Raw genomic sequence first — 25536 nt, forward strand, 5'->3', positions numbered from 1 at the left:
GAGAGTGGTTGCGGGCGGCCGGGAATCGGGCGGCGGGGTGGATGCCGCGGCCGTTGGACCGGGTGCGGTCGATCAAACTGAAGCTGGCCATTCTCATGGTCGGATCCGGGGCGGTCGCGTTCGGGTTCTTCGCCTCACGCATCGGATGGCTGCCGCCGCGCACCACCATCGCGGCCACACTGCTCGCGCTGCTCTTCTCGCAGGTGCTCGCCCACGGCATGACCCTGCCGCTGCGGGAGATGACCGCCGCCGCCAAACGCATGGCGCAGGGGGACTATTCGCGGCGGGTACGCGCCACCTCCCGGGACGAGGTGGGTGAGCTGGCGGCGGCGTTCAATCAGATGGCCGCCGATCTGGCCGCCGCCGACCAGCAGCGGCGCGAGTTCATCGCCAATGTCTCGCACGAACTGCGCACCCCCATCACGGCGCTGGGGGCGGTGCTGGAGAACCTGGTCGACGGTGTGGCCGAACCAGATCCGGCGACCCTGCGCACCGCGCTCGCCCAGACCGAGCGGCTGAGCCTGCTGGTGTCGGAGCTGCTGGCGCTGTCGAGCGTCGAGGCCGGTGCGGTGGCGCTGGACCGCGAAACCGTCGCCGTGGAGCCGCTGCTGAAAGAGGTCGTGGCCGAAGCGGAGGTGATGGCGGCCGCGGTCGACCGGCCCGTCCGCTTCACCATCGCCGCCGCTCCCGATCTCACCGTGCACGCCGATCGTGCCCGCCTGCACCAGGTTCTGCTCAACCTGCTCGACAACGCCACCCGCCACGGACCCGCCAGCGGTGAGGTCCGCATCCACGCCCACGCCGACCGCGCCGGCACCGTCATCGATGTCGCCGACGACGGCCCCGGCATCCCGATCGCCGACCGTGCCCGCGTCTTCGAACGCTTCACCCGCGGCGGCCGCGCCACCGGTGGCGGCACCGGCCTCGGCCTGGCCATCGCCCGCTGGATCGTCGACCTGCACGGCGGCACCATCGCCGTCGCCGACCCGGGCTCCTGTATCCGCATCACCCTCCCCGCTTCCTGACCTCACCCCGTCCGCAACCCGCAGCGCCCCGGCGCTCCCGGGTCGCTCCCGCACACCCATCGGAGGCCTTGCCATGCCCGAAAACCCTTCCGCCGCACCCTCTCCCGACGACCAGTCGCCCGCGCCCGCGGCACCTGAACTCACAGCGAGTGAACCGGCACCTGGTTCGGGACCGCGCGAACCCGAAGAACTCCAACCCGGGCAGGCAACGACCGGCCCGAGAGCCTCCGAATGGGCAAGGCCTGGAGCGCCGCAACCAGAGCCGGGAGTGCCCGAACCGTGGACAACCGGCGTGGCGAGCCCTGCTGTGGCGACTCCCGACATGGCGAGCTCTGCGGGGGCGACCCCCCTGATCGCGCCCCCCGGGCGGTGGTCCGCCCCCGCACTGCCGGCGGTCCCGGCCGTTCCCGGCCTGCAGTGGCCCGTGCCCGCACAACCGGCCGGTTCGTCGACAGTACGCCTCGACGCCACGAATTATGTTCCACCCCAGCTGATTCCGCCCCGCTCGGCGCGGGTGGCCGTGCCGAGCGGGTTGCTGCCCGCTACCGTCGCGGCGGGATGTGCCGGGGCGATCCTGGTGCCCGTCGACCGTCCCGGTGTCGGATGGCTGCTCGCGGGCCTGGTGATCACGGGCGCGGTGTACGCGGTCGACCGGTCGGCCCGGCGGACGGTTCCGAGCGAGCACGGCGTTGTCTCGGCGGCGCGTGACGCGGATGCAGCGGTCGCCGCTGCTTCTGGGACTGTGCCCGCTGCGCAGCCTTCTTCCGCACCGGCCGCGCCTCCCACGTCCAGCACCGCCACCCGCCGTCCCGTTGATGTCGGCTCGGTTGCTCCTTCCGTCGGCGGCCCCGGTGGGCCCGAGGACGGTGCCGGGACCGGCGGTGCGGGCCGGCTGCGTCCCGGTGGATCGGGGCGTACGGGCGGGGTGTCGTGGGATCGGATCTGGTGGGCGGGGGTGGCGCTGACGCTGCTGGGTGTCGGTGTGTTCCGCGCTGCCCCTTGGCTTTTCGTGCTCTGTGTGCTCGGGGCAGCGCTGGCCGGGTCGTTGGCGGTGGTGCGGCGGTCGGTGTACGGGCTGTGGTTCGACCTGCCGGCGGTGGCGTTCGCGGGACTGAATTCGCCGCCGTGGCTGTATCGGGCGATGACGGGGGCGCGTGGGCGCTTCGGGAAGGGTTCGCAGCGGGTGTGGTGGTCGGTGGCGGTGGCCGCCGCGCTGCTGGTGATGGTGGTGCCGTTGCTGGCGGGCGCGGATGCGGTGTTCGCGGGGCTGGTGGACGGGCTGATGCCGCGCATCGACGTGCCTGCGGCGCTGCGATGGGGTTTGGTGTTCGTGGTGGTCGGGTTGGGGACGGCCGGGGCGCTGTATCTGCTGGCGGGGCCGCCGCCCGTGGCCGACGATGCGGGCCCGGGCCGGGGGCTGGATCCGGTGGGTTGGCTGGGGGTGCGCAGGTTCTCGCCGATCGAGTGGGGAATTCCGGTGGGCGCGTTGACGATCGTGTTCGCGGCGTTCGTGGGCACACAGGTGGTGGTGCTGTTCGGCGGCGACGGGTATGTGCAGCGCACGGCCGGGCTGACGTATGCCGAGTACGCGCGCTCCGGGTTCTGGCAGCTGTCGATCGTGAGCATGCTGACCCTCGCGGTGATCGGGATGGTGCTGCGGCATGCGCTGCAGAACACGGTGATCGAGCGGCGCTGGTTGCGGGGCGCGGTCACGGTGGTGATCGGGTTGTCGCTGGTGCTCGTGGCGTCCGCGCTGCATCGCATGTGGACCTATCAGCAGGCGTACGGGTTCACGGTGATGCGGCTGCTCGTGGAGGTGTTCGAAGCCTGGATCGCGCTGGTCTACCTGCTGCTGCTGGCGAGCCTGGTGCGGTTGCGGCGCGGCTGGGTGCCGCGCGCGGCGGTCGGCGCCGCGCTCGCGACCGTGCTGGCACTGGCGGTGGCGAACCCGGAACGGTTCATCGCCCAACGCAATGTGGAGCGCTGGCAGGCGGGCAAGTCCCTCGACACCGGGTATCTGAGCACTCTGTCGCCGGATGTGCTGCCGGTGGCCGACCGGCTGCCCGACGCCGAGCGTGCGGCCATTGCGGACGTCATTCGCGCACGCCTGTCCGGTGATTCGTGGCAGGGCTGGAACTACGCCCGCGCCACCGCCCACCGGTGATCAGGAGCCGAAGCTGACCGGGGTCCAGGTGCGGCCCGCGTCCTGGGTGGCGAGCATCGTGGTGGCCAGGTGCTTGGATCCGGTCTGCGTCATGATCACGAAACCGGTTGTCTCGGTGACGAAATGGCCCGAGCTCTCGCGCCAGCCCTGGGCGGGTGCGCGGTAGGTGGTCGTCCACGTTGCGCCGCCGTCGGCCGAGGTGAGCAGATGGTCGTCGAGAGCGGCGACCAGATGGGTGGAGTCGGCGGGGATGAGCGCGGCAGCTGCGGACAGCGTCGGCGACAGCTGCCCGGTCTCGGTGAAGGTGGCACCGCCGTCGGTGGAGGTCATGAGCGTGGTGGTGGTGCCGCCGTCGGAGTACGGGCCGGATCGGCCACACAGGGCGACGAGCCGCTTTTCGGAGAACGGGTGCCAGGCGGCGGGACCATTGCCGCCACAGGGCAGTTTCCACGGTGTCCACGTGCCGTCGACCGATCGGGCACCCTCCGCACCCCGGTTGGTGACGACCATCCAGGCCCGGCTGCCGAGCACGGTGACAGCGGCCGAGGGGTCCGGGCCGCCGCTGCCGGGTACCGGGATCTCGGTGGGACCGGTCCACGCATCACGGGTGAGAGGGCTGGTGAACAGCACGGTCCGTTCACCGGGCTGCACGGTGGCGATGTACACGCTGTCGTCGGAGATCGTGAACGACCAGGCGTCGACGACCGGATCGATGTCGAGATCGATCTCGCGCCAGGTCTTTCCGCCGTCGTGGGTGGCGAACAGCTTGTCGCCGGCCCGGATCCAGCCATTGCGGGCGTCGGCGAACCTCAGCCAGTGGCCCTTGGACCCGGAATCGCGCAGCGGGGCCGGGAGCGGGGCCTGCTGCCAGGTCTGCCCGCCGTCGGTGGTGTGCTGCAACGCCAGGCAGGGCTCGCTCGCGCACGGATAGGTCCGGCCCAGCACCCAGCCTTCGTCGGCGGAGATGAAGGTGATCGAATCGGGTTGGAAGCCGGCCGGATCCGGCGCCGCGGCCTCGACGGCGGTCGGCGTCAGGGCAGGCCCGGTGGTCGGGGCCGCGGTCGCGGGGGCCGTCGTCGTGTCGGTCGCCGCCGAGTCCGGGCCGCTCTCACCGGTTTTGATGGTGAGCGCCGCGACCACCCCCGCCGCCAGGACCGGTACTCCGACTCCGACGACTCCGGCCAGCACGACCGGATTCCGCAACCCCACCGGCCCGGACTCCCTTCAGCACATCACCGGGGCCTTGTTCCGGGCGGTCACCCGGCGGCCCTGCGGCACAACGGGATCGAGTATGCCCGGTGAGTGCCCGATTTGCCCACCCGGCTCGGGATTCGCCCACCCTGCTCGAATCCCCTGCGCGCCGGGCGGCCTGTGGACAGCGATATCGCCGATGAGCTGGTAGGGGACCGGGGTATCCGGCAATGCTGAGCGGAGGGCGGCGCGCCGCTGATGGAGGGCGGCGCGGGTGGGTAGCGGGCCGGTTCAGCCGCGCAGCCGGCCCAGCAGCTGCAGTGCGGCGTCGAGCATGCCGTCGAGGGAGTCGGTGACATAGAGCAGGTCGATGAAGAAGTCGTCGAATCCGGTATCGGCGGCGACCTTCTCGATGGTGGCGGCGACCCGTTCGAGGTCGGTGCCCGCGGCGACGTTCACCCGCAGCACGGTGCCGATGTCCTTCGGATCGCGGCCCGCGGCGAGCGCGGCCTCGTCGATGACGCCGCGCAGCTTCAACAGCTGCTGAACCCAGGTGGGCGGGCCCGGCACCGGCACCACGGGCAGCCAGCCGTCGGCGCGTCGGCCGATGCGGGCCAGACCGGCCGGGCTGAACGCGCCCAGATAGATCGGCGGCCGCGGCCGCTGCACCGGCTTGAGCTCACTGCGATGCTCGGGCACCGACACGTAGCGGCCGCGATATCCGGCCGGGTCGGTGGTCCAGATCGCTTCCAGCGCATCGAGGGTCTCGTCGAGCCGGGCGCCGCGATGGGTGAAGGGGACCTCGGCGGCCTCGTACTCCTCCGGCGACCACCCGATGCCGAAGCCGGGAATCAGCCGGCCGTTGCTGACCACGTCGACCGTGGTGAGCGCGCGGGCCAGCTGCGCGGGCCGATGCAGCGGCGCGATCAGCACATTCGCGCCGAGGGCGACCCGCTCGGTCACCGCGGCCGCGATCCCGAGCAGCACCAGCGGGTCGAGCACCGAGTTGAACTCGCCGGGAATGGTGTCCTTGCCCGCGTAGCCGACCTTCGGATCGGTGGCCGCGATGAGCCGCTCACCCACCCAGAGACTGTCGGCCCCCGCCTGCTCCAGCACGGTCGCATAATGCGCCACCCGCGCGCCCTCACGGGCCTGTGAACCATGCTGAGGAAGAGCAAAGCCGATTTTCACCCTTCCGGTGATACCAGAACGCGATCACGCCGGGCCACGGGATCGCGGACAGGATGAACGGGGTGGGAGAGCACATGGGAGACGGCCGCGCCCATCACCATCGGCGACAATGTGTGGCTCGGCGGCGGGGTCATCGTCTGCCCGGGAGTGAGCATCGGTGCGAACACGGTGGTCGGGGCGGGCAGCGTCGTGACCCGTGAGCTGCCCGAAAAGGTGTTCGCCGCAGGCAATCCCGCGCGGGTGATCCGGCCGCTGTGACCGATATCGGCAACGGGCATGGAATCGGATCTGGTGCGACTTCGCTCACCGATGCGAAGCTGGTTCGGCGTGACCTTATCCGGGCAGGCCCGCCAGGTCAGCGCACAACCGGTGCAGGCGGGTGGCGGCCGCGTCGTCCTGGGCGGCGGGGGAGGGCGCCTTGACACGGTTGCGCGCGAAGTAGCAGCCGGACACGCAGGAGACGTCGGGGTCGGTCGCCAGGTAGGTGAGGGCCCTCGCGGCCGTGCCGGCGTCGGTCATGAACAGGCGTTTGCCGAGCGCCAGCGCGGGCCGGGCGAACCAGGGCGCGGCATCCCAGATGCCGGTGGCGACGACCCCCGGATGGAAGGTGTTGGCGGTCACCCGGGTTCCGTCCAGCCGCCGGGCCAGGTCGCGCGTGTACAGAATGTTGGCGAGCTTGGCGCGGCCGTAGGCGGTGGCGCCGCTGTAGCCGTGCCGCAGTTGCAGGTCCTCGAAGTCGAGGGCATTGCCGTAGTGCATGACCGACGAGGTGAACAGGATCCGTGCCGGGGCACTGTGGCGCAGCAGATCCAGCAGCAGTTCGGTGAGCAGGAATCCGGCGAGATGGTTCACCGCGAAGGTGGCTTCCAGACCGTCCCCGGTTTCGGTGCGCGACATGTGGAATGCGCCCGCATTGTTGGCCAGCACGTCGAGCCGGTCGTATCGAGCGGCGACGGTTGCGGCGAGCTGCCGCACCTCGGCGAGGGAGGAGAGGTCGCATTCGAACGCATCGACCGGCGCGGCGGCGGTAGATCGCACCGATTCGACTGCGGCACTGAGCTTTCCGGGATTGCGGCCGACCAGGATGACACGGTGACCGGCCGCCGCGAGCTGCCCCGCCGCCGCCAATCCGATCCCCGACGTGGCCCCCGTGATCAGCATGGTCTTCATGCCCGGCCAGCCTGCCACACCCCGGGCGCACTGTCGCGGTACGCCGGACCGCGTATCCGGCGCCGAACCGCTGTCCGACTTCGCCGTTCCCGCGCCTCGAGCCCGGTCCGCCGCGGGCCGGGGCCGGTCAGACGGCCGCGGGAATCTCGCTCAGGCTCAGATAGATTCGCTTGCCCTCCGCGCGCGCCTGCGCCACCATCCGATCGGCGCCCTCGGACGGACCGCCGATGCGCAACACCGCGTCACAACGGGACAGTAGCTGCTCGGCGATGGGATGGAAGATCTCGTCGTAGAGCGGGTCGCCCGGGCGCGTGCTGCCGGCGGTCTCGAGCAGCGGCAGCGCCAGCGCCTCACCCGTGACCGCGAGATGCCCGGCGCGGAAGAGGGTCAGGGCCGTCTCGTTCATGGCCCGCACATTGGCTGCCAGCTTGACCGGATCGTCACCGGTCCCCGAGCGGTACGGGCCCGCGACCAGGATCATCTGAGAATTCGACACGGTAGCTCCTTCGATCATCGGTTCATACGCCAATTCGGTTCACGCCGTATGGAGGACGACGCCCGCCTCACGCAGGGCGTCGAGGGTCTGCGGACCGGCCGGATGGATCGCCGGGTCGGACGCGGAGCGGTCGGTGACGAACTCCTGGACCGCGCCCAGCCCGGCCACCTGGCTGAAGGCCCGCACCCCGAGCTTGGTCGCATCCGCCACCGCCAGCACCCGCGCCGACTGCGCGATCCCGGCCTGCTTGACCGCGGCATCGTCGAGACAGAACTCCGACCAGCCGTACTCGGCGTGCACCCCGCCGATCGACATCACGAACACGTCGAACGCGAGCGACTCCACCGCCCGCAAAGCCAACGGCCCGACCAGGGATTGCTCACCCGGCCGGGACCGGCCGCCCGCCACCAGCAACTCGATCCCGGGACGGTCGGCCAGGCACACCGCCGTCTGCAGGCTCAGCGCGGTCACCGTCAACGGACCGCGCTCGGCCAGCGCCCGGGCCACATGCACGGTTGTCGTCCCGGCGTCCAGCAGGACGCGCGACCCGGGTGCGATGAGGGCCGCGACGGCCGCGCCCAGCCGATCCTTGGTCGCGGCCGACCAGCCCGCGCGATCGGCGAACCCGCCCGCCTCGGTCCGCGCCCGGGTCGCCACCGCCCCGCCGTGCACCCGCCGCACCAGGCCGCGCTGCTCGAGCGCGTCCAGGTCGCGGCGCACGGTCATCTCCGAAACACCCAGGCGCTGCGCCAATTCCGCCACCGCGGCCCGCTCCGCGCCCTGCACCAGGCGCAGCGTCACATCCAACCGTTCACCGGCATCCACCCGACATTTCTAACAGAGATGTATTCGAATGAACAGAGCTGGTTTCGTATTGCCCGAGGCCGGGCGCTTACCTCCCAGGTAATGGCCTGCGGTGGTTGATCATTCGTACGATCGGCACATGGCGACTCACACGGCAGGCGACCTCCTGCGGCACTGGCGCACCACCCGGCGGCTCAGCCAGCTCGAACTCGCCGGCCGCGCCGAAACCTCCACCCGCCACCTCAGCTTCATCGAAACCGGTCGCGCCACCCCCAGCCGCCAGATGCTGCTGCACCTGTCCGACGAACTCGACATCCCCCTGCGGGAGCGCAACCGCATGCTCCTGGCCGCCGGATACGCACCCGTCTACGCCGAACCCGAACTCGACACCCCCGCCATGCAATCCGTCCGCGACGCCCTCCGCCGCATCCTCACCGGCCTCGAACCCCACCCCGCCCTCGCCATCGACGCGAACTGGACCATGGTCGACGCCAACGCCGGCATCGGACTGTTCCTCGACGGCATCGACCCCGCCCTGCTCGCGCCGCCCGTCAACGCCCTGCGCCTGACCCTGCACCCCGACGGCTTCGCCGCCCGCATCATCAACCTCGCCGAATGGCGCGGCCACCTCTTCGAACGCCTGCAACGCCAGATCGAAGTGACCGGATCACCCGAACTCACCGCGCTGCTCGACGAATTGCGCGCCTACCCCGGCGGCGCGGAATCACCCGGCCTGCCCGAACCGGACCAGGCCGTGGTCCCACTGCGTGTGCGCCTCGACGGCCACGAACTCGCCTTTCTCAGCGTCACCACGGTTTTCGGCACCCCCATGAACGTCACCGTCGCCGAACTCGCCATCGAAGCCTTCCTCCCCGCCGACGCCGCCACCGCCGGCCACCTCCGCGATCGCCTCACCGTCGCGGGAACCTGACCCCCGCAACCCGATCCGACTAGTCGGTCCGCGCGGGCCGGTCCATACCTCACAATGAGATGCCATGGACGTGCCCGCGCACCTCGCCCACCTCACCGGCACACCCATCACCCGCGTCGACCACCTCGGCCACAGTCACGCCTGGACCCTCCACCGCGCCCACACCGCCGACGGCCGCACCCTCTTCGTCAAAGCCGTCCAGAACGGCACCGCCTCCGCCGTCCTCACCGCCGAAGCCGCCGGCCTCCGCTGGCTGGCCACCGGCCACCCCACTCTCGTCCCACCCGTCGTCGCCGCCGACCCCCACATGCTCGTCCTGCCCTGGCAGCCACCCGAACCCGCCACCCCCACCGCCGCCGAACACCTCGGCCACGACCTCGCCACCCTCCATACCGCCACTCCACCCGCCTACGGCGCCCCCTGGGACGGCTACATCGCCACCCTCCCGCTGGACAACACCCCCAGCACCGGCGACTGGGGCCCCTGGTACTCCGAATACCGCCTGGCCCCTTACGTTTCCGCGGCCGCCTCCGAACTCGGCCGCGACGGCACCCGCCTCCTCGACCGCGTCATCGACCGCATCGACCACCTCGCCGGCCCACCCGAACCCCCCGCCCGCATCCACGGCGACCTCTGGTCCGGCAACATCCTCTGGTCCACCGGCCACGCCCTCCTCATCGACCCCGCCGCCCACGGCGGCCACCGCGAAACCGACCTCGCCATGCTCACCCTCTTCGGCGCCCCCCACCTCGACCGCATCCTCGCCGCCTACCAAGAATCCACCCCCCTGAGTTCGGGCTGGCGCCAACGCATCCCCCTCCACCAACTCCACCCCCTCCTCGTCCACGTAATCCTCTTCGGCGGCTCCTACCGGGGCATGCTCCTCGCCGCAGCCGCCTCCGCCCTGGCGGGCTAGGTCCGCGATCGCTGCTGCAACCTCTGCTCGGTGGCATTGGCCGTGGGCTAGCGTCGGGGGAGTGAAGCTGCAGCGGATTCATCATGTCGCGATCATTGCGTCGGACTATGAGAGATCGAAGGCGTTTTATACCGAGATTCTCGGGTTGCGGGTGATTGCGGAGAACTATCGGGCCGAAAGGTGTTCGTACAAGCTGGATCTCGCATTGCCCGATGGTGGGCAGGTGGAGTTGTTCTCGTTTCCGGAGCCGCCGGCGCGACCGTCGAGACCCGAGGCTGCTGGGTTGCGGCATCTGGCGTTCCTGGTAGCGGATGTGGGGGAGGCGGTCACCGAGTTGCGGGGTAGGGGAGTGGCGGTGGAAGAGGTGCGGGTTGATGAGTACACGGGGAAGCGGTTCGTATTCTTCGCTGATCCGGACGGCCTGCCGCTGGAGCTGTACGAAGCCTGAGGTCAGGGCCTCCGTCGGAGGCTTTCTAAACTGAACATCAAGAAATGGAAATATGCGCATCTACGCATGTTGCTCTGTTTCGAGCAGACTCCGGCACTCACCACTGCGCAAACCCGCCCGACCGCACCCATCACCACCCAACCTCGAAGAGGGGAGAGGCTATTCGATGCCGCTCGGTCGCTGGGTTGGGGGCTCCCATACGATGGTCCGCATGACCAAAGTGCTCCTGAAGACCTCCGCCGGGGACATCACCCTGGAACTGGACGAGGCCAAGGCACCCAAGACCGTCGCCAACTTCGTCGACTACGTCAAGGCGGGCCACTACGCGGACACCGTCTTCCACCGGGTGATCCCGAACTTCATGATCCAGGGCGGCGGTCTGACCGCCGACATGCAGCAGAAGGCTGCCAAGCAGACTGTCGAGAACGAGGCTGCCAACGGCCTCAAGAACGACAAGTACACCGTCGCCATGGCGCGCACCTCGGCCCCGCACTCGGCCAGCGCGCAGTTCTTCATCAACACCAGCAACAACGCCTTCCTGAACTACCCGGGCCAGGACGGCTTCGGCTACGCCGTGTTCGGCAAGGTCGTCGACGGCACCGCCGTCGTGGACGCCATCGAGGGTGTGCGCACCGGCAACAAGGCCGGCCACCAGGATGTGCCGGTCGAGCCGATCACCATCCTGTCCGCCGAACTGGTCTGATCAGTCCCTGCGGCAACTGAACAAACGGCCCGGAACCGAATGGTTCCGGGCCGTTGTCGTTGCCGCGTAGTGGTTTTCGGGTCAGGCGTCGAGGACGCGCGCCTTGCGTTCGACGACGGGCGGGAGCACGGACCAGGGGAAGTTGATCCACTTGTCGGTGCGTTTCCACACGTATTCGCAGTCGACCTCGGAATGCGGCTTCTGGTAGATGACCGCGCAGCGCACCTCGGCGACGTGGTGGGAGCAGAAGTCGCGCACGAGTTTCAGGGTTTTGCCGGTGTCGGCGACGTCGTCGGCGACCAGGACGGTCGCGCCGGTGAGGTCGACGGCACTGGGGACGGGCGGCAGCATGACCGGCATGTCGAGGCGCTGGTCGACGCCGGTGTAGAACTCCACGTTCATGACGTGGAGGTTCTTGACGTCGAGGGCGTAGCCGAGGGCGCCGGCGACGAAGAGCCCGCCGCGGGCGATCGACAGGATGAGGTCGGGTTCGAAGCCGTCGTCGGCGATGGCCTGGGATAGTTCGCGGCTGGCGTCCCCGAACAGTTCCCAGCTCAGTTCCTCGCGATCGCTCATTCCCGACTCCGTTCTGCCCGCTGCGGTGGTCTTCGGATCATACGAGCCGGGTTGCCGGTCGTTGCCCGGTCCGGCGCCGTTCGGCTCACGGATGGTGGGTGAGGGTGTACCAGAGCAGGGCGAGGGTGCCGAGGGCGAAGAGGGGCACCAGCACCATGGTCTCGATCTTGTTGCCGGTGCGGTCGATGATCGGGATGCGCGTGCGGATCTTCAGCGGCCACAGCAGCCGGCAGCCGCGGTCGGTGAGGCAGTCGCCGACGAGGTGGGCGAGGGCGCCGAGTCCGACGGAGAAGGGCAGCCATGTGGGTTTGTCGCTGATCCAGTGGTCGATGGCGAAGGTGCCGCAGACGGCGAGAATGACGACGGTGCCCCAGGATTTGAGTCCGTCGCCGGTGGGTGCGAGACCGAGCGCCTTGATGGCCAGGGCGAGCAGGAAGAACACCAGCGAGAGCGTGAAGTAGCGGCCGAGCAGGTGTTCGCCGGCCCAGGTGCCGTAGGTGACGGCGGCGACGAAGGCGAAGGAGTGGGTGCCGTGGCGGTGCCCGCCGGAGATCCACGAGATGAACTTGCACGCGTAGTGCGAGATCGGCCCCAGCACATGGGAAATGGTGCCGGAGGGGTGATCGGCGTCTGGCAGCAGCGCGGCGCCCGCGGTGAGGAAGGTGCCCATCACCAGATCGACGGAGCCGATGGCCCCGGATTGCACTGCGGGATAGGTCAAGACGGTGAACGGTAGCGCCGCGGCCGCCGCCGACCAGGCGAGCGCGCCGCTGGTCGCATGTGAATGTCCTAGCACCGCTTGAAGGTTAGCGGATGTAACCGACAGGTCTTTCCGGCTGCGTGGTGCGGTGAGGGACCTTGCTGGGCAGTGGATTCCGGTGCCGCGAGGCAAATATGTTTCAGGACAGTCGGTTTGGTGTTGGAAGTGCTCTCTCCCGGTCACATTCGGGTGACCCGTGTGCGGCCGGTCGGCGGCCTGAAATAGTCTCGGATCGATTGCGCTTTCCGCTCAGAGAGGAACGGACATGTCGGTAGCGTCCGCGGTGAAGGATCAGATCCAGACGATCGGTGGGGGATTCATGTTCTCCCGGGAAGCCCGAGCCTTCGCCGACAGCACCGGTGTCCCCGGCTTCATGCCCGGCTACACCCGCGGTCGCGCCGGCGTCCTGGGTGATGTGGATGCCGATGTGGTGACCGCGGCCTTCGGCTTCTTCCGTCCCGAGGCGATCCGGGAGGCGTGGGAGGCCACGGCCTCGATGCCGGCCGCGGCAGCAGCGCAGGGATATCTGACGGCGTGCCAGGACTTCGGCCGCCGGAAGCTGGCCTCCTTCGAGGACTCCGGGCGCCTGGCCGAGCTGCTCCAGCGGGTGGTGGCGGCCGCGGATCCGGTGGGCACGCCGCTGTTCGCGGGCTGGCGTGCGCTGCCGCAGGCCGAGGACGGGCCGGGCCTGGTGCTGCAGCTGATCCATGTGCTGCGGGAATTGCGTGGCGGCCTGCACCTGATCGGCGTGCTGGGTAGTGGCCTGACCCCGTTGCAGGCGGTGCTGATCGCGGGCTCCCCGCTGAAGCCGGGTCCGGATCAGGCCCGCAATTTCGGCTGGCCGGAGCCGTTCGACGAGATCACCGCGGAGCTGAAGGGCCGCTGGATGCAGGCGGAGTCGATCACCGAGGATCTGATAGCACCCGCGTTCGCGGTCCTCGACGACAAGGAGGGCGAGGAGCTGGTGACGCTGCTGAACGCCTGCCAGCTGGCCGTGTTCGGCGACCGCTGACCCGCCGCCCGGGTGGGCCGGTGAGCCCACCCGGGAATCCGCTTCAGCGGTGCAGGAATTCGAGGGTGACGCGTTCGAAGGCCTCCTTGGCCTCGTACATGACCCAGTGCCCGCACTTGGGGAACACGTGCAGTTCGGCGTTGGGGATCTGCCGCAGCGGGATGAGCGCCATATCGGTGGGGCATTGGCGGTCGTCGGCGCCCCAGGTCATGAGCACCGGGCTCTTGATCTTGTGGAGCATGGACCAGTAGGGCGGGGTGGGGGAGTTCTCCAGGAACTGTTGTTGCAGCGCAAGCGCTTCGGACCCGTACATGGCCCTGAGACTGGCCTGCGCGGCGGGTTCGGTGGCCGCGGTCCAGCGTTCCTCGACGAGGCTGTCGGTGATCATCTTGGGGTCGTAGATCATGCAGCGCAGCCAGCGCTCCAGGCCCTCGCGACTGGGTTGGTCGGCGAATTCCGACAGCAGCCGGGTGCCCTCGCTGGGGTTGGCGGCGAGCAGGCTGTGGCCGACACCGCCGATGGCGACGATCTTCTCGACCCGCTGCGGATGGTGCACGGCGACATTCACCGCGACGACGCCGCCCATGGAGTTGCCGATCATGGCGGCGGAGTCGATGTGCAACGCATCCATGAACCGGACGACGGAGTCGACGGCGGTGAGGACCGGGTGCCCGGGGACCGGATCGCTGACGCCGAAGCCCGGGAATTCCAGGACGTAGCAGTGGAAATGGTCGGCGTAGAAGCCGAGGTTGCCGCGGAAGTTGCGCCAGCCGTTGACGCCGATTCCGGAGCCGTGCAGCAGAATCAGAGGAGGACCGTCGCCGGCCTCGTGGTAGCGCAGGACGCCTTTGTCGGTGGCGATTTCGCGTCGGGTGCTCTCATAGGTGACATCCACGCCACCCACAGTAGAACAGGTTGCAGTTTGGAGGCCGATGGCCGAGTTCGGAATCCCGGTGGGCGAGGTGACCGTCGCCGACGGAGGAGTGGCGACCGCACTCGAAGCGCGCGGACACGATCTGTCCGACGCGCTGTGGTCGGCGCGTCTGCTCGTCGACGCGCCCGACGAGATCCGAGCCGTGCACACCGCGTTCTTCCGGGCGGGCGCGGTCATCGCGACCACCGCGAGCTACCAGGCCTCGTTCGAGGGATTCGCGGCGCGCGGCATCGATCGAGAACAGACCGCCCGATTGCTGCGGCGCAGTGTCGCGCTCGCGCGTACGGCGCGAGACGAGATCGACGACGGCCGTGAGCGCTGGATCGCCGCCTCGATCGGCCCCTACGGTGCGGCCCTGGCCGACGGTTCCGAATACCGCGGCCGCTACGGGCTTTCCCTGGCCGAGCTGAAGCGCTGGCACCTGCCGCGGCTGGAAGTGCTCGCCGATTCCGGGGCGGATGTGCTTGCGCTGGAGACGATTCCGGATATCGACGAGGCGGAGGCGCTGGCCGGACTGCTCGATGGCAGTGGCGTGCCCGCCTGGCTCAGCTACACCATCGACGGCACCCTGACCCGGGCCGGGCAGCCGCTGCGGGACGCGTTCGCGATCGCCGCCGCGGTTCCGAAGATCGTGGCCGTAGGGGTGAACTGCTGTGCGCCGGACGATGTCGCGGCGGCGATCACCCTGGCCCGGGAGGTGACGGGGAAACCGGTGATCGTCTACCCGAACAGCGGGGAGAAGTGGGACGCCGGGCAACGGTGCTGGACGGGGGAGGCGCGGTTCCCGGCCGGCCTGGCGGAGGAGTGGGCGGGGCTGGGTGCGGCCATCGTCGGTGGATGCTGCCGGGTGCTGCCCGCCGATATCGAGCGGCTGGCCGCGGTCGTCGCCGCAGGCTAGGCGGCAGACACCCGGGTCTGCCCAATGATGAATGTTCGCATGCAGACATGTGCATGTTCGAACATTGTTCAGATTTAAGGAACAAACACAAAAGCGGCCAGGACGGGGCAGTGCCAGGCTCCCGGCGTATTCGCAGCATCCAGGACCCTGCTTCACAGCGCCCTCACAGTGCCGGTTCGCATGCTGAGGTTCGAGCCCATACCGGGAGCGCCCCGGTGATCCGAGCGAACAGGAATCAGCATGCCGTCACATCCGAGCCTGCGGGCCGGGCGTACCGCGACCGCGACCCTGCTCGCGGTGACCGCGGCGGGCACGCTCACCGCGACCGCGCTGGCCTACGTCGACAAGCACGGCAGTCTCCAGAGCGGCGGCAGCGTAACCCAATCCGCCACTCCCGACGCCACCGCGGCCTCCGACGGCACCCCGGCGAACGTCACCGCCGACCCCACCCCGGCGCTGCGCTCGGGTACCGGTCGCGTCCACGCCCGATCGAGCGGCTCATGATCGCCGCCCCCGACCGCACGGCCTCGGCCGAATGGCCGGTATGGAGCACCACCGCGCGCGTGGTCGTCACCGACCCGGCGGCGCTGCGCCCGGCGCGCACCCTGATCCGCGCCCACCTCGCCGAGGTCGACGCCGCCTGCAGCCGGTTCCGCCCGGACTCCGAGATCAGCCGCCTGGCGCGGAGCGCCGGGCAACCGGTGCGTATCAGTGCACTGCTCGCCGGACATCTGCATGCCGCCCTCGGGGCGGCCCGCGACACCGACGGTGATCTCGACCCCACGATCGGTGCCTCGCTCATTGCCCTGGGCTATGACCGTGACTTCACGTTGCTGCTGCCGGGCTCGGCCGCCCGGGCGGCCGAGGACCGTCCGGATGCGGCAGCTCGGAAGCCCGACTCGCGCACCGGGATCCGTGACCTCGCGGACGCGGGCACCAGCCACGAAGTGGGTCGCTCCATACGGGGTAGCCAGACCCGGCGTCCTTCCGCGCCGGCAATCGCGCCGCTGGAAGGTCACCATGAGGAAGGCGGTGTGGCATGGGAGGCGACATCTGCGGAGCGCGTCACCAACGGTGAGGCCGGAGTCGATCGCCGCGGTGAGGCCGACGTCGGCGGGCGTGGCCGAGGGCCTGCTGGGCTGCGGGTACCCGTGGCGCTCACGGTGCGCCCGGACTGGACGCATGTCAGGTTGGATGGCGATCTGCTGAGTGTGCCCGCGGGGGTGCTGCTCGATCTGGGCGCGACGGCGAAGGCGCTTGCCGCCGACCATTGCGCGCAGGTGGTCGCCGATCGGCTCGGCTGTGGTGTGCTGGTGAGCCTGGGCGGTGACATCGCCACCGCGGGCCCCGGCCCGGCAGGCGGCTGGCAGGTGCTGGTCGAGGATCGCCCCGGTGAACCTCGTTCCCGCATAGCCCTTCCCGCAGGCGCGGCACTGGCCACCTCGAGCACGCTGCGCCGCCGCTGGTGGCGGGGCGGCAGTCTGGTGCACCACATCGTCGACCCGCGCACCGGCCTCGCCGCGGATCCGGTGTGGCGGACGGTATCGGTCGCTGCCGGGTCCTGCCTGGCTGCCAATACCGCCGCGACGGCGGCTGTCATTCGTGGCCGTGACGCGCTGACGGGTTTGCGTGGCAAGGGTTTTCCGGCGCGGCTGGTGAGTCGCGACGGTGAGGTCATCACCTTGCGCGGGTGGCCGCAGGCCGCGTCCGGTGACGACGAGCCCGGAACTCGGGAGAACGGAACCGAATCATGAACCGACGGAACCGAATCGTGAACTGGTCGGCGCGGGCGTCCCGGGGCGGTGAATGCTGATGGGGCAGGCGGGGTTCGACGCGGCGTTGTGGGCGTTCGGGCGGGGGACCGGTGTCACGGCGCTGGTGGTGCTGACGGTGGCGGTGGTGGCCGGGATTGTCGCACGGTCGGGGCGGGTCGTCGTGTTGCCGCGGGCCGGGATGGCGGTGTTTCACCGGGGTGCGGCGTTGACCGCGGTCGGGTTGGTGGCCGTGCATGTGGCGAGTCTGCTGGCCGATCCGTGGGCGCAGTTGCGGCTGGTGGATGTGGCGGTGCCGTTCGGCGGGGTGTATCGGCCGGTGTGGGTCGGGTTCGGGACGGTGGCGGTGGATCTGCTCGCCGCGGTGACGGTGTCGGGTCTGCTGCGGCATCGGATCGGCCCGAATGCGTTTCGTGCCGTGCACTGGGCGACGTACGTGCTGTGGCCGGTGACGGTGATCCATGCGCTCGGGGCCGGGACCGACGCGTTCCGGCCGTGGCTGGTGGCAGTGCTGTTGGTCTGTGCGGTCGCGGTGGTGGCCGCGGTGGGCTGGCGGATCAGCCGGGGATTCACCGAGATCGGTGTGGCGGCGGGGCAGGTGGCCCGATGACCGGCGTCGAATCTGGGGGTCGCCGCGCGGTGGCGGTGCGCCGGCTGCTGGCCGCGCCGACGGCTGACCTGGCCGCTCACGAGGCCACGCATGGCCGGTTGCCCGCTGTCACACGGGAATTGATCGATGCGGTGGCGGCCTCGGGGCTGCGCGGGCGCGGCGGCGCGGGGTTTCCGGTGGCGCGCAAGCTGGCTGCGGTGGCCGGTGGGCGTCGCCCGATCGTGGTCGCCAATGGTGCCGAGGGGGAGCCCGACAGCCGCAAGGATGCCGTATTGCTCACTCGCGCACCGCATCTGGTGCTGGACGGCCTGGTCGCGGCGGCGGCTGCGGTCGGGAGCCGGGACTGCCGGGTCTATGCCTCGGAGGCGGTGCTGGAACCGCTGCGCCGGGCACTGGTGGAACGGCGGATGGCGGGGTACCGCGAACCGGCGATCGAACTGACCGCTGCCGCTGAGACTTTCCTGGCGGGGGAGAAGTCGGCGGTCGTGAATCGTCTGTCCGGACGCGCGGCACTCCCGGCCGATCAGGTGGTCTCCACGTCCCGCTCGGGTGTGGGTGGTCGCCCGACGCTGGTCCACAATGTCGAGACGCTGGCCCAGCTGGCGTTGATCGCCCGGCACGGCCCGTCGTGGTTCCGTTCGGTCGGTGCCGGGGATGAGCCGGGCACGATGCTGATCAGCTTGTCGGGCACCAGAATCGCCGGTGTTTTCGAGGTTGCGGCCGGTGCCGAGTTGCCGGAGGTGGTCGCCGGTCTGGGCGGCACCGACCCGGTCCGGGTGCGCGCGGTGCTGGTCGGCGGCCGGCATGGCACCTGGATCTCCGGGTCGGCCCTGCCCGGAGCCGCGTTGTCGGCGCAGGGTTTACGGCATCTGCGTGCAGCCCCGGGCGCCGGGGTGGTGCGGGTGCTGCCGCACGGTGAGTGCGGGTTGCGTGTCACCGCCGAGATCACCGCCTATCTCGCCGCACAGAGTGCCGGGCAGTGCGGTCCGTGCCGCCATGGGTTGCCCACCCTCGCAACCCGATTCGGGCAGCTGGTCGACGGCGTCGGCGATCCCGCCGAGATTGCCCGGGTGGCCCGGCTGGTCGAGGGCAGGGGAGCCTGCCACCACCCCGACGGGACCGCGCGACTGGTGCGGTCCGCGCTGGAGGTGTTCGCCGACGAGGTGGCTCGGCATCGGCACGGCCACTGTGTAGCGGCTGCGCCGGCCCGGACAGGAGCACTGCGATGAGTGAACCGCTTCGCCTGCACATCGATTGGACCCGCTGCGATGGCCGGGGTGTGTGCAGTGAACTGCTGCCCGGCATCTTCGCCCGCGACGACTGGGGATTCCCGCTGACCCGCGATCACCGCGACCCGGTGCTGGAGCACGCGGATCTGCCCGCCGCACGGGATGCGGTGCGGCTGTGCCCGCGCCTCGCTCTACGGTTGCTGCCGCTGGCATGATCGGGGGTCGACAGCGTCGGAAGGGGCAAGCATGGCGACGATGGGCCGAATTCAGCGGCTGCGCAGTCTCATCGAGCATCCGCGCACCGGGCAGGCGGAGCGGGCGGCCGCGCGACGCATGCTGGACCGGTTGCTGGGCAAGACCGGCGGGGGAGCGCACCGGATCGGAGACCGCACCTACGGCGCGCGCCACGATCGTCCCGGACGGCACGCGAGCCTGTCCCGTATCGCCGACATGATCGGCGAGGACATCGCCCTGGCCCGCATCCTCACCCTGCCCGACGGCGAGAGCGACCTCGCCACCCGCGGCGCCCTGCGCGACGCCCCCGACCAGCTCACGTATACCGTCGAAACCCCTTACGACGCAGGCATTCTCATCACGGTCGGCAACCTCCCGCCCGGGTGGGCCACCGGCCCCGACGGCTTCGACACTCCGGCGCTGCGCGCGCTGGTCGAGGAACTGACCGACCTGATGAACGCCTACAACCACGACGGCACCGACATCGCCCGCCGCTTCGTCGGCCGCGTCCGCACCGAGGCGTCCGCCGGCTAGCATCCCCACACGCACGATGCCCCCGAACCGGGTCGGTTCGGGGGCATCGTCCTACTGGTTCAGACGGTTGTCGTCACGCCAGGTCGAAGCGGTCCAGCTCCATGACCTTGGTCCAGGCGGCCACGAAGTCGTTGACGAACTTCTGCTTGGAGTCGTCCTCGGCGTACACCTCGGCCAGGGCCCGCAGCTGCGAGTTGGAGCCGAACACCAGGTCGACGCGCGAACCGGTCCACACGGTCTTGCCGGTGGCGCGGTCCTTGCCCTCGTAGGTGCCGTCGTCGGCGGACGACGGGCCCCACTTGGTGGACATGTCGAGCAGGTTCACGAAGAAGTCCGTGGTGAGCGCACCCGGCTTGTCGGTGAACACGCCCAGCTGCGAACCCTGGTAGTTCGCACCCAGCACACGCAGACCACCGATGAGCACGGTCATCTCCGGCGCCGACAGGGTCAGCAGGTTGGCCTTGTCGAGCAGCAGGTACTCCGCCGGGATGCGGGTGCCCTTGCCGACGTAGTTGCGGAAACCATCGGCGGCCGGCTCGAGCGCGGAGAAGGACTCCACGTCGGTCAGTTCCTGGGTGGCGTCGCCGCGGCCCGCCCGGAACGGCACCTCGACATCGAAGCCGGCGGCCTTGGCGCCATGCTCGACGCCGACGTTACCGGCCAGCACCACCAGGTCGGCGAAGGAGACCGGCTTGCCGAAGGACTCCTGGATGCCCTCGAGCACCCGGATGACCTGCGCCAGCTCGTCGGGCTGGTTGACCTCCCACCCGGCCTGCGGCTGCAGGCGGATGCGGCCGCCGTTGACGCCGCCGCGCATGTCCGAGCCGCGGAACGACGAGGCCGCCGCCCACGCGGTCGACACCAGCTGCGCCACGGTCAGACCCGACTCCGCGATCTTGGCCTTCAGCGCCGCGACATCGGCGGCGTCGATGAGCTCGTGCTCGACGGCCGGGATCGGGTCCTGCCACAGCAGGGTCTCGGCCGGCACCTCGGGGCCCAGGTAGCGGACCTTGGGACCCATGTCGCGGTGGATCAGCTTGTACCAGGCCTTGGCGAACTCCTCGGCCAGCTCTTCGGGGTGGTCGAGCCAGCGGCGGGTGATCTGCTCGTAGACCGGGTCGAACCGCAGCGACAGGTCGGTGGTCAGCATGGTCGGCAGGTGCTTCTTGGACCCGTCGAACGCGTCGGGGATGATCGCCTCGGCGTTCTTGGCGACATACTGGTGCGCACCGGCGGGCGACTTGGACAGCTCCCACTCGTAGCCGTAGAGGGTCTCCAGGAAGGAGTTGTCCCACTGGGTCGGGGTGGGGGTCCAGGTGACCTCGATGCCGGAGGTGATGGCGTCCTTGCCGACACCGGTACCGAAGGTGGACTTCCAGCCCAGGCCCTGCTGTTCGAGCGGGGCGGCCTCGGGCTCGGGGCCGACATTGTCGGCCGGGCCCGCACCGTGGGTCTTACCGAAGGTGTGGCCACCCACGATGAGCGCCGCGGTCTCGACGTCGTTCATGGCCATCCGGCGGAAGGTCTCGCGGATGTCGACGGCCGCGGTCAGCGGATCCGGGTTGCCGTTGGGGCCTTCGGGATTGACGTAGATCAGACCCATCTGGACCGCGGCCAGCGGGTTCTCGAGGTCACGCTCGCCGGTGTAGCGGGCGTCGCCGAGCCACTCGGTCTCCGGACCCCAGTACACGTCCTGCTCGGGCTCCCACTGGTCGACGCGGCCGCCGCCGAAGCCGAACGTCTTCAAGCCCATGTCCTCGAGGGCGACGTTGCCGGCGTAGACGATGAGGTCGGCCCACGACAGCTTCTTGCCGTACTTCTTCTTCACCGGCCACAGCAGACGCCGCGCCTTGTCGAGGGAGGCGTTGTCGGGCCACGAGTTCAGCGGAGCGAAACGCTGCATACCGGCACCGGCTCCACCGCGGCCGTCGTTGATGCGGTAGGTGCCCGCGGCGTGCCAGGACATGCGGATGAAGAACGGGCCGTAGTGGCCGAAATCGGCCGGCCACCAGTCCTGCGAGGTGCGCATGACCTCGACGATGTCCTGCTTGACCGCGGCCAGGTCCAGGGTCTTGAACTCGGCGGCGTAGTCGTAACCCTCGTCCATGGGGTTGGCGACGGCCGGGTTCTTCTGCAGGATGCTCAGGTTCAGCTGGTTGGGCCACCACTGACGGTTGGCGTTACCGCCCTCGGCCGGGTCGTTGAGCCGGCCGTGTACGACGGGGCAGCCACCGGCGGGTTCGGTATTGGCTTCACCGATGGGCGGGTGTTCTTCAGGCACGGTGTGTCCTTTCAGTGAGTGATCATCTGCGTGATCATCTGGCTGTCGGCCACGATTGTGACCGCTACTTGTCTTGTGTCGCAGTAGTTTTCGAGCATTCGGGGCACAGGCCCCAGTAGATGACCTCGGCCTCGTCGAGCGCGAAACCGTTGTCGTCGGACGCGGTCAGGCAGGGCGCGTCGCCCACGGCGCAGTCGACATCGGCGATCACGCCGCACGACCGGCACACCACATGGTGATGGTTGTCCCCGACGCGCGTCTCGTACAGCGCCACGGACCCCATCGGCTGAATGCGGCGAATCAGCCCCGCGCTGGTCAGAGCCTTCAATACGTCGTACACCGCCTGATGTGAAACCCCACCCAGCGTCTCGCGCACGAACCCCAGGATCGAGTCCGTATCCGAGTGCGGGTGTGTGTGCACCGCGGTCAGCACCGCCAGCCGCGGTGCGGTCACACGCAAAGCGGCCCCGCGCAACATGCGCTCGAAATCCGTAGGCGTGGGCACAACCCGAAGTCTGCCCCTTTTTCTGGAATCAATCAAGTCTTTGGGCCGGATCGGCGCCCAAAAAATGATCCCGGCGCCGACCGGCGACACCACCGCCGGCGACCCCGCCCGGCCCGGGAGCCACGGGCGGGTGCAGCCCCTACCATCGAGCGGTGATCACCCGCGACGAGATCCGCACCCGCTCCACCGCCAACCGGTACCCGCTGGTGACCATCGCGGAGTTCTTCGAGGGCAACACCCTCGAAGACTCCATCGCCCCCAACCAGTACGGCGAAGGCCGCCCCGGCCTTGCCGAGATCGCGGCGCGCCCGACCCCGCCGTCGCCTGGATCCGGGTGCAACTGCACGAGGAGATGTTCGACGACGATCACGACGGCATCGCGGCGGAATCGGTGGCGATCTGTACGTCATTGCTGCCCAGCGACATCGACAAGCGACTCGACGTGGGGGAGTTGTGCGCGGAACCAGTATGGGAGGGCTGGTCCTACGACGAGGACACCTACTGCGGTATCCCCGCCATACCCGACGGTCACCGCGTCCTCACCCTCGTCTGGGACTGACCATCTCCCCGCGCCCCGGGCGGCCTCCCGGTACATCGGCGAATTCAACAGCGGCACCGGCGCATTCGAAGGCCGTGGGCGGTTCGAAACCCTACTGACCGCTGGTACACGCAGCCTTTGCCGGCGACGGCCGGGGAGGTATCCCGGTCTGCCCTACTTGACATAATGTCGATTATCGGCGCGGTTACGGCGCGGCAGTTGATCTTGAAACCCGCCATGTGGCCACGCTGTTGTCCGATCCGGAAAAAGGTGCGTGTGAACCACCGCGGGTGCGTGTGCTCCGAGTCAGGTGGATAAATCCGGGAAAACCTGCATGTACAGCGCATTATTCAATGCTGTCTGCATAGTTATGCGTCGAAATGTTGTGTCACTGTGACGAATGTGACTGTTGGTGCGTGTGTGACTTCTTCCGTGACGTGCAGGTCTTTCCGCAGTGAGCGTGCCGACTGAACATCAAGTCCGAGAGGCCTTTACTTGTCGAGCAGACGCGCCTCGACGGGCGTCGTCCCAGCGTCCTGGCGCTTGCTCGACAGTTTGGACTATCCAACACCACCTTCCGTCGCCACTTCCCCGAGGTCGTCAAGGACCTCGGGGAGATCCGTCGGACCCCTTAGCCGTGCAGACCAATTCATTGGCCACTGGCGAGGGGCGTCTTCTCCCCTTCCGGGGCCTAGCCGCTCTCATTACGTCACAGTGACGAACCGCTGGTCGGATTTGGGTTGGTCCCAAGGAACCAGTGCCGTCGTTTGGAGGGGTGTCTCGCGGAATCCGCCGATCCGGTTCACGGCATTGCGGACTGATGATCTGCTGCCTCGACGTCGCGGTGCGTGCGCATTTCATCTCCTTGTGCGTTCGGACAACGCGGGTTCGCCGGTTTGTTGCGGATCGATGGTGGCGGGCAAGGTGTGACCCACGCATCATTGCTCTTGGGCTGACCAGGAGCACCAGCCGATGAACACACAGCACATCGACTACGACACCGCCGAAGGAGCCGACGTCCTCATCGTGGGCGCCGGAGCATCTGGCGGGGTGGCAGCACTCGAGTTGGCCGGCAGAGGCCTCGGGGTCGTGTGTCTGGAGCAGGGCGAATGGACCCTGCCCGACGAGTTCACCGGCGACAAACCGTCGTGGGAGCTCACCCGTCTGAAGCAGTGGAACGCCAGCCCGAATGTGCGTCAGAACCCGGCCGACTATCCGGTCGATGCCACCGAGAGCCCGGTGGAACCGCTGATGTTCAACGGGGTCGGCGGCAGCACGATCCTGTTCTCCGGGCACTGGGTCCGGGCGATGCCGTCGGATTTCCGCGTCAGGACACTCGACGGCGTGGCCGCGGACTGGCCGTTCACCTATGAGGATCTGCGGCCGTTCTACGACGAGGTCACCTACCATATCGGCGCGTCTGGGCTGGAAGGCGACCCCGCCTATCCGGATCCGCACACCTTTCCGCTGCCGCCGCTGCCGATCGGCAAGTACGGGCTGGTCGCGGCCAAAGGGATGGACAAGCTGGGCTGGCACTGGTGGCCGGCACCGAATGCCATCGCGTCGCGCGACTTCAAGAACCGCCCGGCCTGTCTGCGCTACGGCGCGTGTGAATCCGGATGCCCCACCGGGGCCAAGGCCAGCACCGACCTCACACACTGGCGTGAGGCGATCGCGCTGGGTGCGGTGCTGATCACCGGTGCCCGGGTCAGCCGGCTCACCGTGAACGAGCGCGGCCTTGTCACCGGCGCCGAGTACATCGACCGCGACGGGAACCTGCGACACCTGGCGGCCCGGGTGACCGTGATGGCCGCGAACGGTGTGGGCACACCGCGCCTGCTGCTGAACTCGACCTCGTCGCTTTTCCCCGACGGCCTCGCCAACTCCTCCGGGCTGGTGGGCAAGCGTCTGATGACGCACCCGTACGCGTCGGTATTCGGCGCCTACGACGAAGTGCTCGAAACCTGGCTCGGCCCAGCAGGACAGGCGCTGCAGTCGATGCAGTTCTACGAGACCGACACCGACCGCGGTTTCGTGCGGGGAGCGAAGTGGAACCTGATGCCGACCGGTGGCCCGCTCGCCCACGCCCTGTGGGAGCGGGGCCAGGACTGGCGTGGGGGTTTCGGACCCGCCTTCCACAGCCGCCTCGAGCGCACGTTCGGGCGCTGCACCGAATGGGGGATCACCACCGAAGACCTGCCCGACGAGCACAACGCGGTCGTGCTGGCCCCGGACGTCACGGACTCCGACGGGATCCCGGCCGCGAAAATCCACTACACCATCGGTGAGAACTGTGAGCGGATGCTCACATTCAACGTGGAGCGGGCGATCGAGGCGCATCAGGCCGCCGGGGCTGTCGAAATCCACCCGATCCCGGTGGTACGCCACAGCGCCTGGCATCTGCTCGGCACGGCCACCATGGGCACCGACCCGGCCACCTCCGTCGTCGATCAGTGGGGCCGGGCACACGACGTACCCAACTTGTTCATCATCGACGGCAGCGTCTTCGTCACCTCCACGGGTGTGAACCCGACCGCGACCATCATGGCGATTGCTCTGCGCTCGATGCGGCACCTCGCCGAAACCCGCCACAGCATCCAGACCGCGTTCTAAG

The 25536-nt window shown here is 69.3% G+C and carries 26 protein-coding genes and 1 pseudogene; 17 read left to right on the plus strand and 10 right to left on the minus strand.

Features of this window, described 5'->3' with window-relative positions; genetic code table 11:
- Nucleotides 1–41: 41 nt before the first annotated feature.
- The gene (locus tag ABZV44_RS05455; RefSeq protein ID WP_354833116.1) at nt 42–1025 is read left to right on the plus strand and encodes an ATP-binding protein; all 984 of its coding nucleotides are present in this window, start codon (nt 42–44) and stop codon (nt 1023–1025) included.
- 322 nt (nt 1026–1347) lie between these two features.
- Complete coding sequence (locus ABZV44_RS05460) at nt 1348–3189, plus strand: DUF4153 domain-containing protein (protein WP_354832330.1); 1842 nt, start codon at nt 1348–1350, stop codon at nt 3187–3189.
- Here the strand turns inward: ABZV44_RS05460 and ABZV44_RS05465 are convergent, their stop codons facing one another.
- The gene (locus ABZV44_RS05465) at nt 3190–4398 is read right to left on the minus strand and encodes a hypothetical protein (protein WP_354832332.1); all 1209 of its coding nucleotides are present in this window, start codon (nt 4396–4398) and stop codon (nt 3190–3192) included. It lies immediately after the preceding gene.
- A gap of 273 nt (nt 4399–4671) precedes the next feature.
- Entirely contained in the window at nt 4672–5571 is a 900-nt protein-coding gene (locus ABZV44_RS05470) for a TIGR03619 family F420-dependent LLM class oxidoreductase (protein WP_354832334.1), read from the minus strand.
- Nucleotides 5572–5646: 75 nt separating this feature from the next.
- Between ABZV44_RS05470 and ABZV44_RS05475 the strand changes: the two are divergent.
- A pseudogene (locus tag ABZV44_RS05475) lies at nt 5647–5829 on the plus strand (DapH/DapD/GlmU-related protein); the annotation flags it as partial.
- Between the two features lie 75 nt (nt 5830–5904).
- Here ABZV44_RS05475 and ABZV44_RS05480 read toward each other — a convergent pair.
- The 3 genes from ABZV44_RS05480 to ABZV44_RS05490 all read right to left on the minus strand — a co-directional run bounded on the left by ABZV44_RS05480 (nt 5905) and on the right by ABZV44_RS05490 (nt 8062).
- Nucleotides 5905–6741 carry an SDR family NAD(P)-dependent oxidoreductase gene (locus ABZV44_RS05480; protein WP_354832336.1) on the minus strand — a complete coding sequence of 279 codons (837 nt, stop codon included), beginning with the start codon at nt 6739–6741 and terminating at the stop codon, nt 5905–5907.
- A gap of 127 nt (nt 6742–6868) precedes the next feature.
- Entirely contained in the window at nt 6869–7237 is a 369-nt protein-coding gene (locus tag ABZV44_RS05485) for a hypothetical protein (protein WP_354832338.1), read from the minus strand.
- A gap of 39 nt (nt 7238–7276) precedes the next feature.
- A complete protein-coding gene (locus tag ABZV44_RS05490; protein ID WP_354832340.1) occupies nt 7277–8062 on the minus strand; it encodes a DeoR/GlpR family DNA-binding transcription regulator in 786 nt (261 codons plus the stop codon).
- 118 nt (nt 8063–8180) lie between these two features.
- Here ABZV44_RS05490 and ABZV44_RS05495 point away from each other — a divergent pair, with 118 nt between their 5' ends.
- From ABZV44_RS05495 to ABZV44_RS05510, 4 genes are all read left to right on the plus strand, one after another.
- Nucleotides 8181–8972, plus strand: a complete 792-nt coding sequence (locus ABZV44_RS05495) for a helix-turn-helix transcriptional regulator (protein WP_354832342.1) — start codon at nt 8181–8183, stop codon at nt 8970–8972.
- A 64-nt stretch (nt 8973–9036) separates the two neighbouring features.
- On the plus strand, nt 9037–9888 hold the full coding sequence (locus tag ABZV44_RS05500) for a fructosamine kinase family protein (RefSeq protein ID WP_354832343.1): 852 nt from the start codon (nt 9037–9039) through the stop codon (nt 9886–9888).
- A 61-nt stretch (nt 9889–9949) separates the two neighbouring features.
- Entirely contained in the window at nt 9950–10336 is a 387-nt protein-coding gene (locus ABZV44_RS05505; RefSeq protein WP_354832345.1) for a VOC family protein, read from the plus strand.
- 202 nt (nt 10337–10538) lie between these two features.
- Nucleotides 10539–11039 carry a peptidylprolyl isomerase gene (locus ABZV44_RS05510; RefSeq protein ID WP_354832347.1) on the plus strand — a complete coding sequence of 167 codons (501 nt, stop codon included), beginning with the start codon at nt 10539–10541 and terminating at the stop codon, nt 11037–11039.
- An 81-nt stretch (nt 11040–11120) separates the two neighbouring features.
- Here the strand turns inward: ABZV44_RS05510 and ABZV44_RS05515 are convergent, their stop codons facing one another.
- Nucleotides 11121–11615, minus strand: a complete 495-nt coding sequence (locus tag ABZV44_RS05515) for a phosphoribosyltransferase (RefSeq protein ID WP_354832349.1) — start codon at nt 11613–11615, stop codon at nt 11121–11123.
- 85 nt (nt 11616–11700) lie between these two features.
- Nucleotides 11701–12411 carry a metal-dependent hydrolase gene (locus ABZV44_RS05520; protein WP_354832351.1) on the minus strand — a complete coding sequence of 237 codons (711 nt, stop codon included), beginning with the start codon at nt 12409–12411 and terminating at the stop codon, nt 11701–11703.
- 229 nt (nt 12412–12640) lie between these two features.
- Here ABZV44_RS05520 and ABZV44_RS05525 point away from each other — a divergent pair, with 229 nt between their 5' ends.
- Entirely contained in the window at nt 12641–13387 is a 747-nt protein-coding gene (locus ABZV44_RS05525; RefSeq protein ID WP_354832353.1) for a hypothetical protein, read from the plus strand.
- Between the two features lie 43 nt (nt 13388–13430).
- Here ABZV44_RS05525 and ABZV44_RS05530 read toward each other — a convergent pair whose 3' ends face one another.
- The gene (locus tag ABZV44_RS05530; protein ID WP_354832355.1) at nt 13431–14282 is read right to left on the minus strand and encodes an alpha/beta hydrolase; all 852 of its coding nucleotides are present in this window, start codon (nt 14280–14282) and stop codon (nt 13431–13433) included.
- A gap of 37 nt (nt 14283–14319) precedes the next feature.
- Here ABZV44_RS05530 and mmuM point away from each other — a divergent pair, with 37 nt between their 5' ends.
- From mmuM to ABZV44_RS05565, 7 genes are all read left to right on the plus strand, one after another.
- Nucleotides 14320–15219, plus strand: coding sequence for a homocysteine S-methyltransferase (mmuM, locus tag ABZV44_RS05535; protein WP_354832357.1), 900 nt, complete (start codon nt 14320–14322; stop codon nt 15217–15219).
- Between the two features lie 240 nt (nt 15220–15459).
- Nucleotides 15460–15723 (plus strand): hypothetical protein, encoded by a 264-nt coding sequence (locus ABZV44_RS05540; protein WP_354832359.1) that lies wholly within the window; start codon nt 15460–15462, stop codon nt 15721–15723.
- Entirely contained in the window at nt 15720–16973 is a 1254-nt protein-coding gene (locus ABZV44_RS05545) for an FAD:protein FMN transferase (RefSeq protein ID WP_354832361.1), read from the plus strand. Before ABZV44_RS05540 ends, ABZV44_RS05545 begins: the two co-directional genes overlap by 4 nt.
- 58 nt (nt 16974–17031) lie before the next feature.
- Complete coding sequence (locus ABZV44_RS05550) at nt 17032–17601, plus strand: ferric reductase-like transmembrane domain-containing protein (RefSeq protein ID WP_354832362.1); 570 nt, start codon at nt 17032–17034, stop codon at nt 17599–17601.
- Nucleotides 17598–18830 carry an NADH-ubiquinone oxidoreductase-F iron-sulfur binding region domain-containing protein gene (locus ABZV44_RS05555; protein WP_354832364.1) on the plus strand — a complete coding sequence of 411 codons (1233 nt, stop codon included), beginning with the start codon at nt 17598–17600 and terminating at the stop codon, nt 18828–18830. Before ABZV44_RS05550 ends, ABZV44_RS05555 begins: the two co-directional genes overlap by 4 nt.
- A complete protein-coding gene (locus ABZV44_RS05560; RefSeq protein WP_354832366.1) occupies nt 18827–19045 on the plus strand; it encodes a ferredoxin in 219 nt (72 codons plus the stop codon). Before ABZV44_RS05555 ends, ABZV44_RS05560 begins: the two co-directional genes overlap by 4 nt.
- A 31-nt stretch (nt 19046–19076) precedes the next feature.
- Nucleotides 19077–19598 carry a hypothetical protein gene (locus ABZV44_RS05565; RefSeq protein ID WP_354832368.1) on the plus strand — a complete coding sequence of 174 codons (522 nt, stop codon included), beginning with the start codon at nt 19077–19079 and terminating at the stop codon, nt 19596–19598.
- 73 nt (nt 19599–19671) lie between these two features.
- Here the strand turns inward: ABZV44_RS05565 and katG are convergent, their stop codons facing one another.
- Nucleotides 19672–21879, minus strand: coding sequence for a catalase/peroxidase HPI (katG, locus tag ABZV44_RS05570; protein ID WP_354832370.1), 2208 nt, complete (start codon nt 21877–21879; stop codon nt 19672–19674).
- A gap of 64 nt (nt 21880–21943) precedes the next feature.
- On the minus strand, nt 21944–22384 hold the full coding sequence (locus tag ABZV44_RS05575; RefSeq protein WP_354832372.1) for a Fur family transcriptional regulator: 441 nt from the start codon (nt 22382–22384) through the stop codon (nt 21944–21946).
- A gap of 334 nt (nt 22385–22718) precedes the next feature.
- On the opposite strand from ABZV44_RS05575, the gene ABZV44_RS05580 reads away from it, so the two are divergent.
- Entirely contained in the window at nt 22719–22943 is a 225-nt protein-coding gene (locus tag ABZV44_RS05580; protein ID WP_354832374.1) for a hypothetical protein, read from the plus strand.
- Between the two features lie 951 nt (nt 22944–23894).
- Nucleotides 23895–25535 carry a GMC family oxidoreductase gene (locus tag ABZV44_RS05585; RefSeq protein ID WP_354832376.1) on the plus strand — a complete coding sequence of 547 codons (1641 nt, stop codon included), beginning with the start codon at nt 23895–23897 and terminating at the stop codon, nt 25533–25535.
- Nucleotide 25536: the final 1 nt, after the last annotated feature.

This window comes from Nocardia sp. NPDC004860 (assembly GCF_040609015.1).
Classification (GTDB): Bacteria; Actinomycetota; Actinomycetes; order Mycobacteriales; family Mycobacteriaceae; genus Nocardia.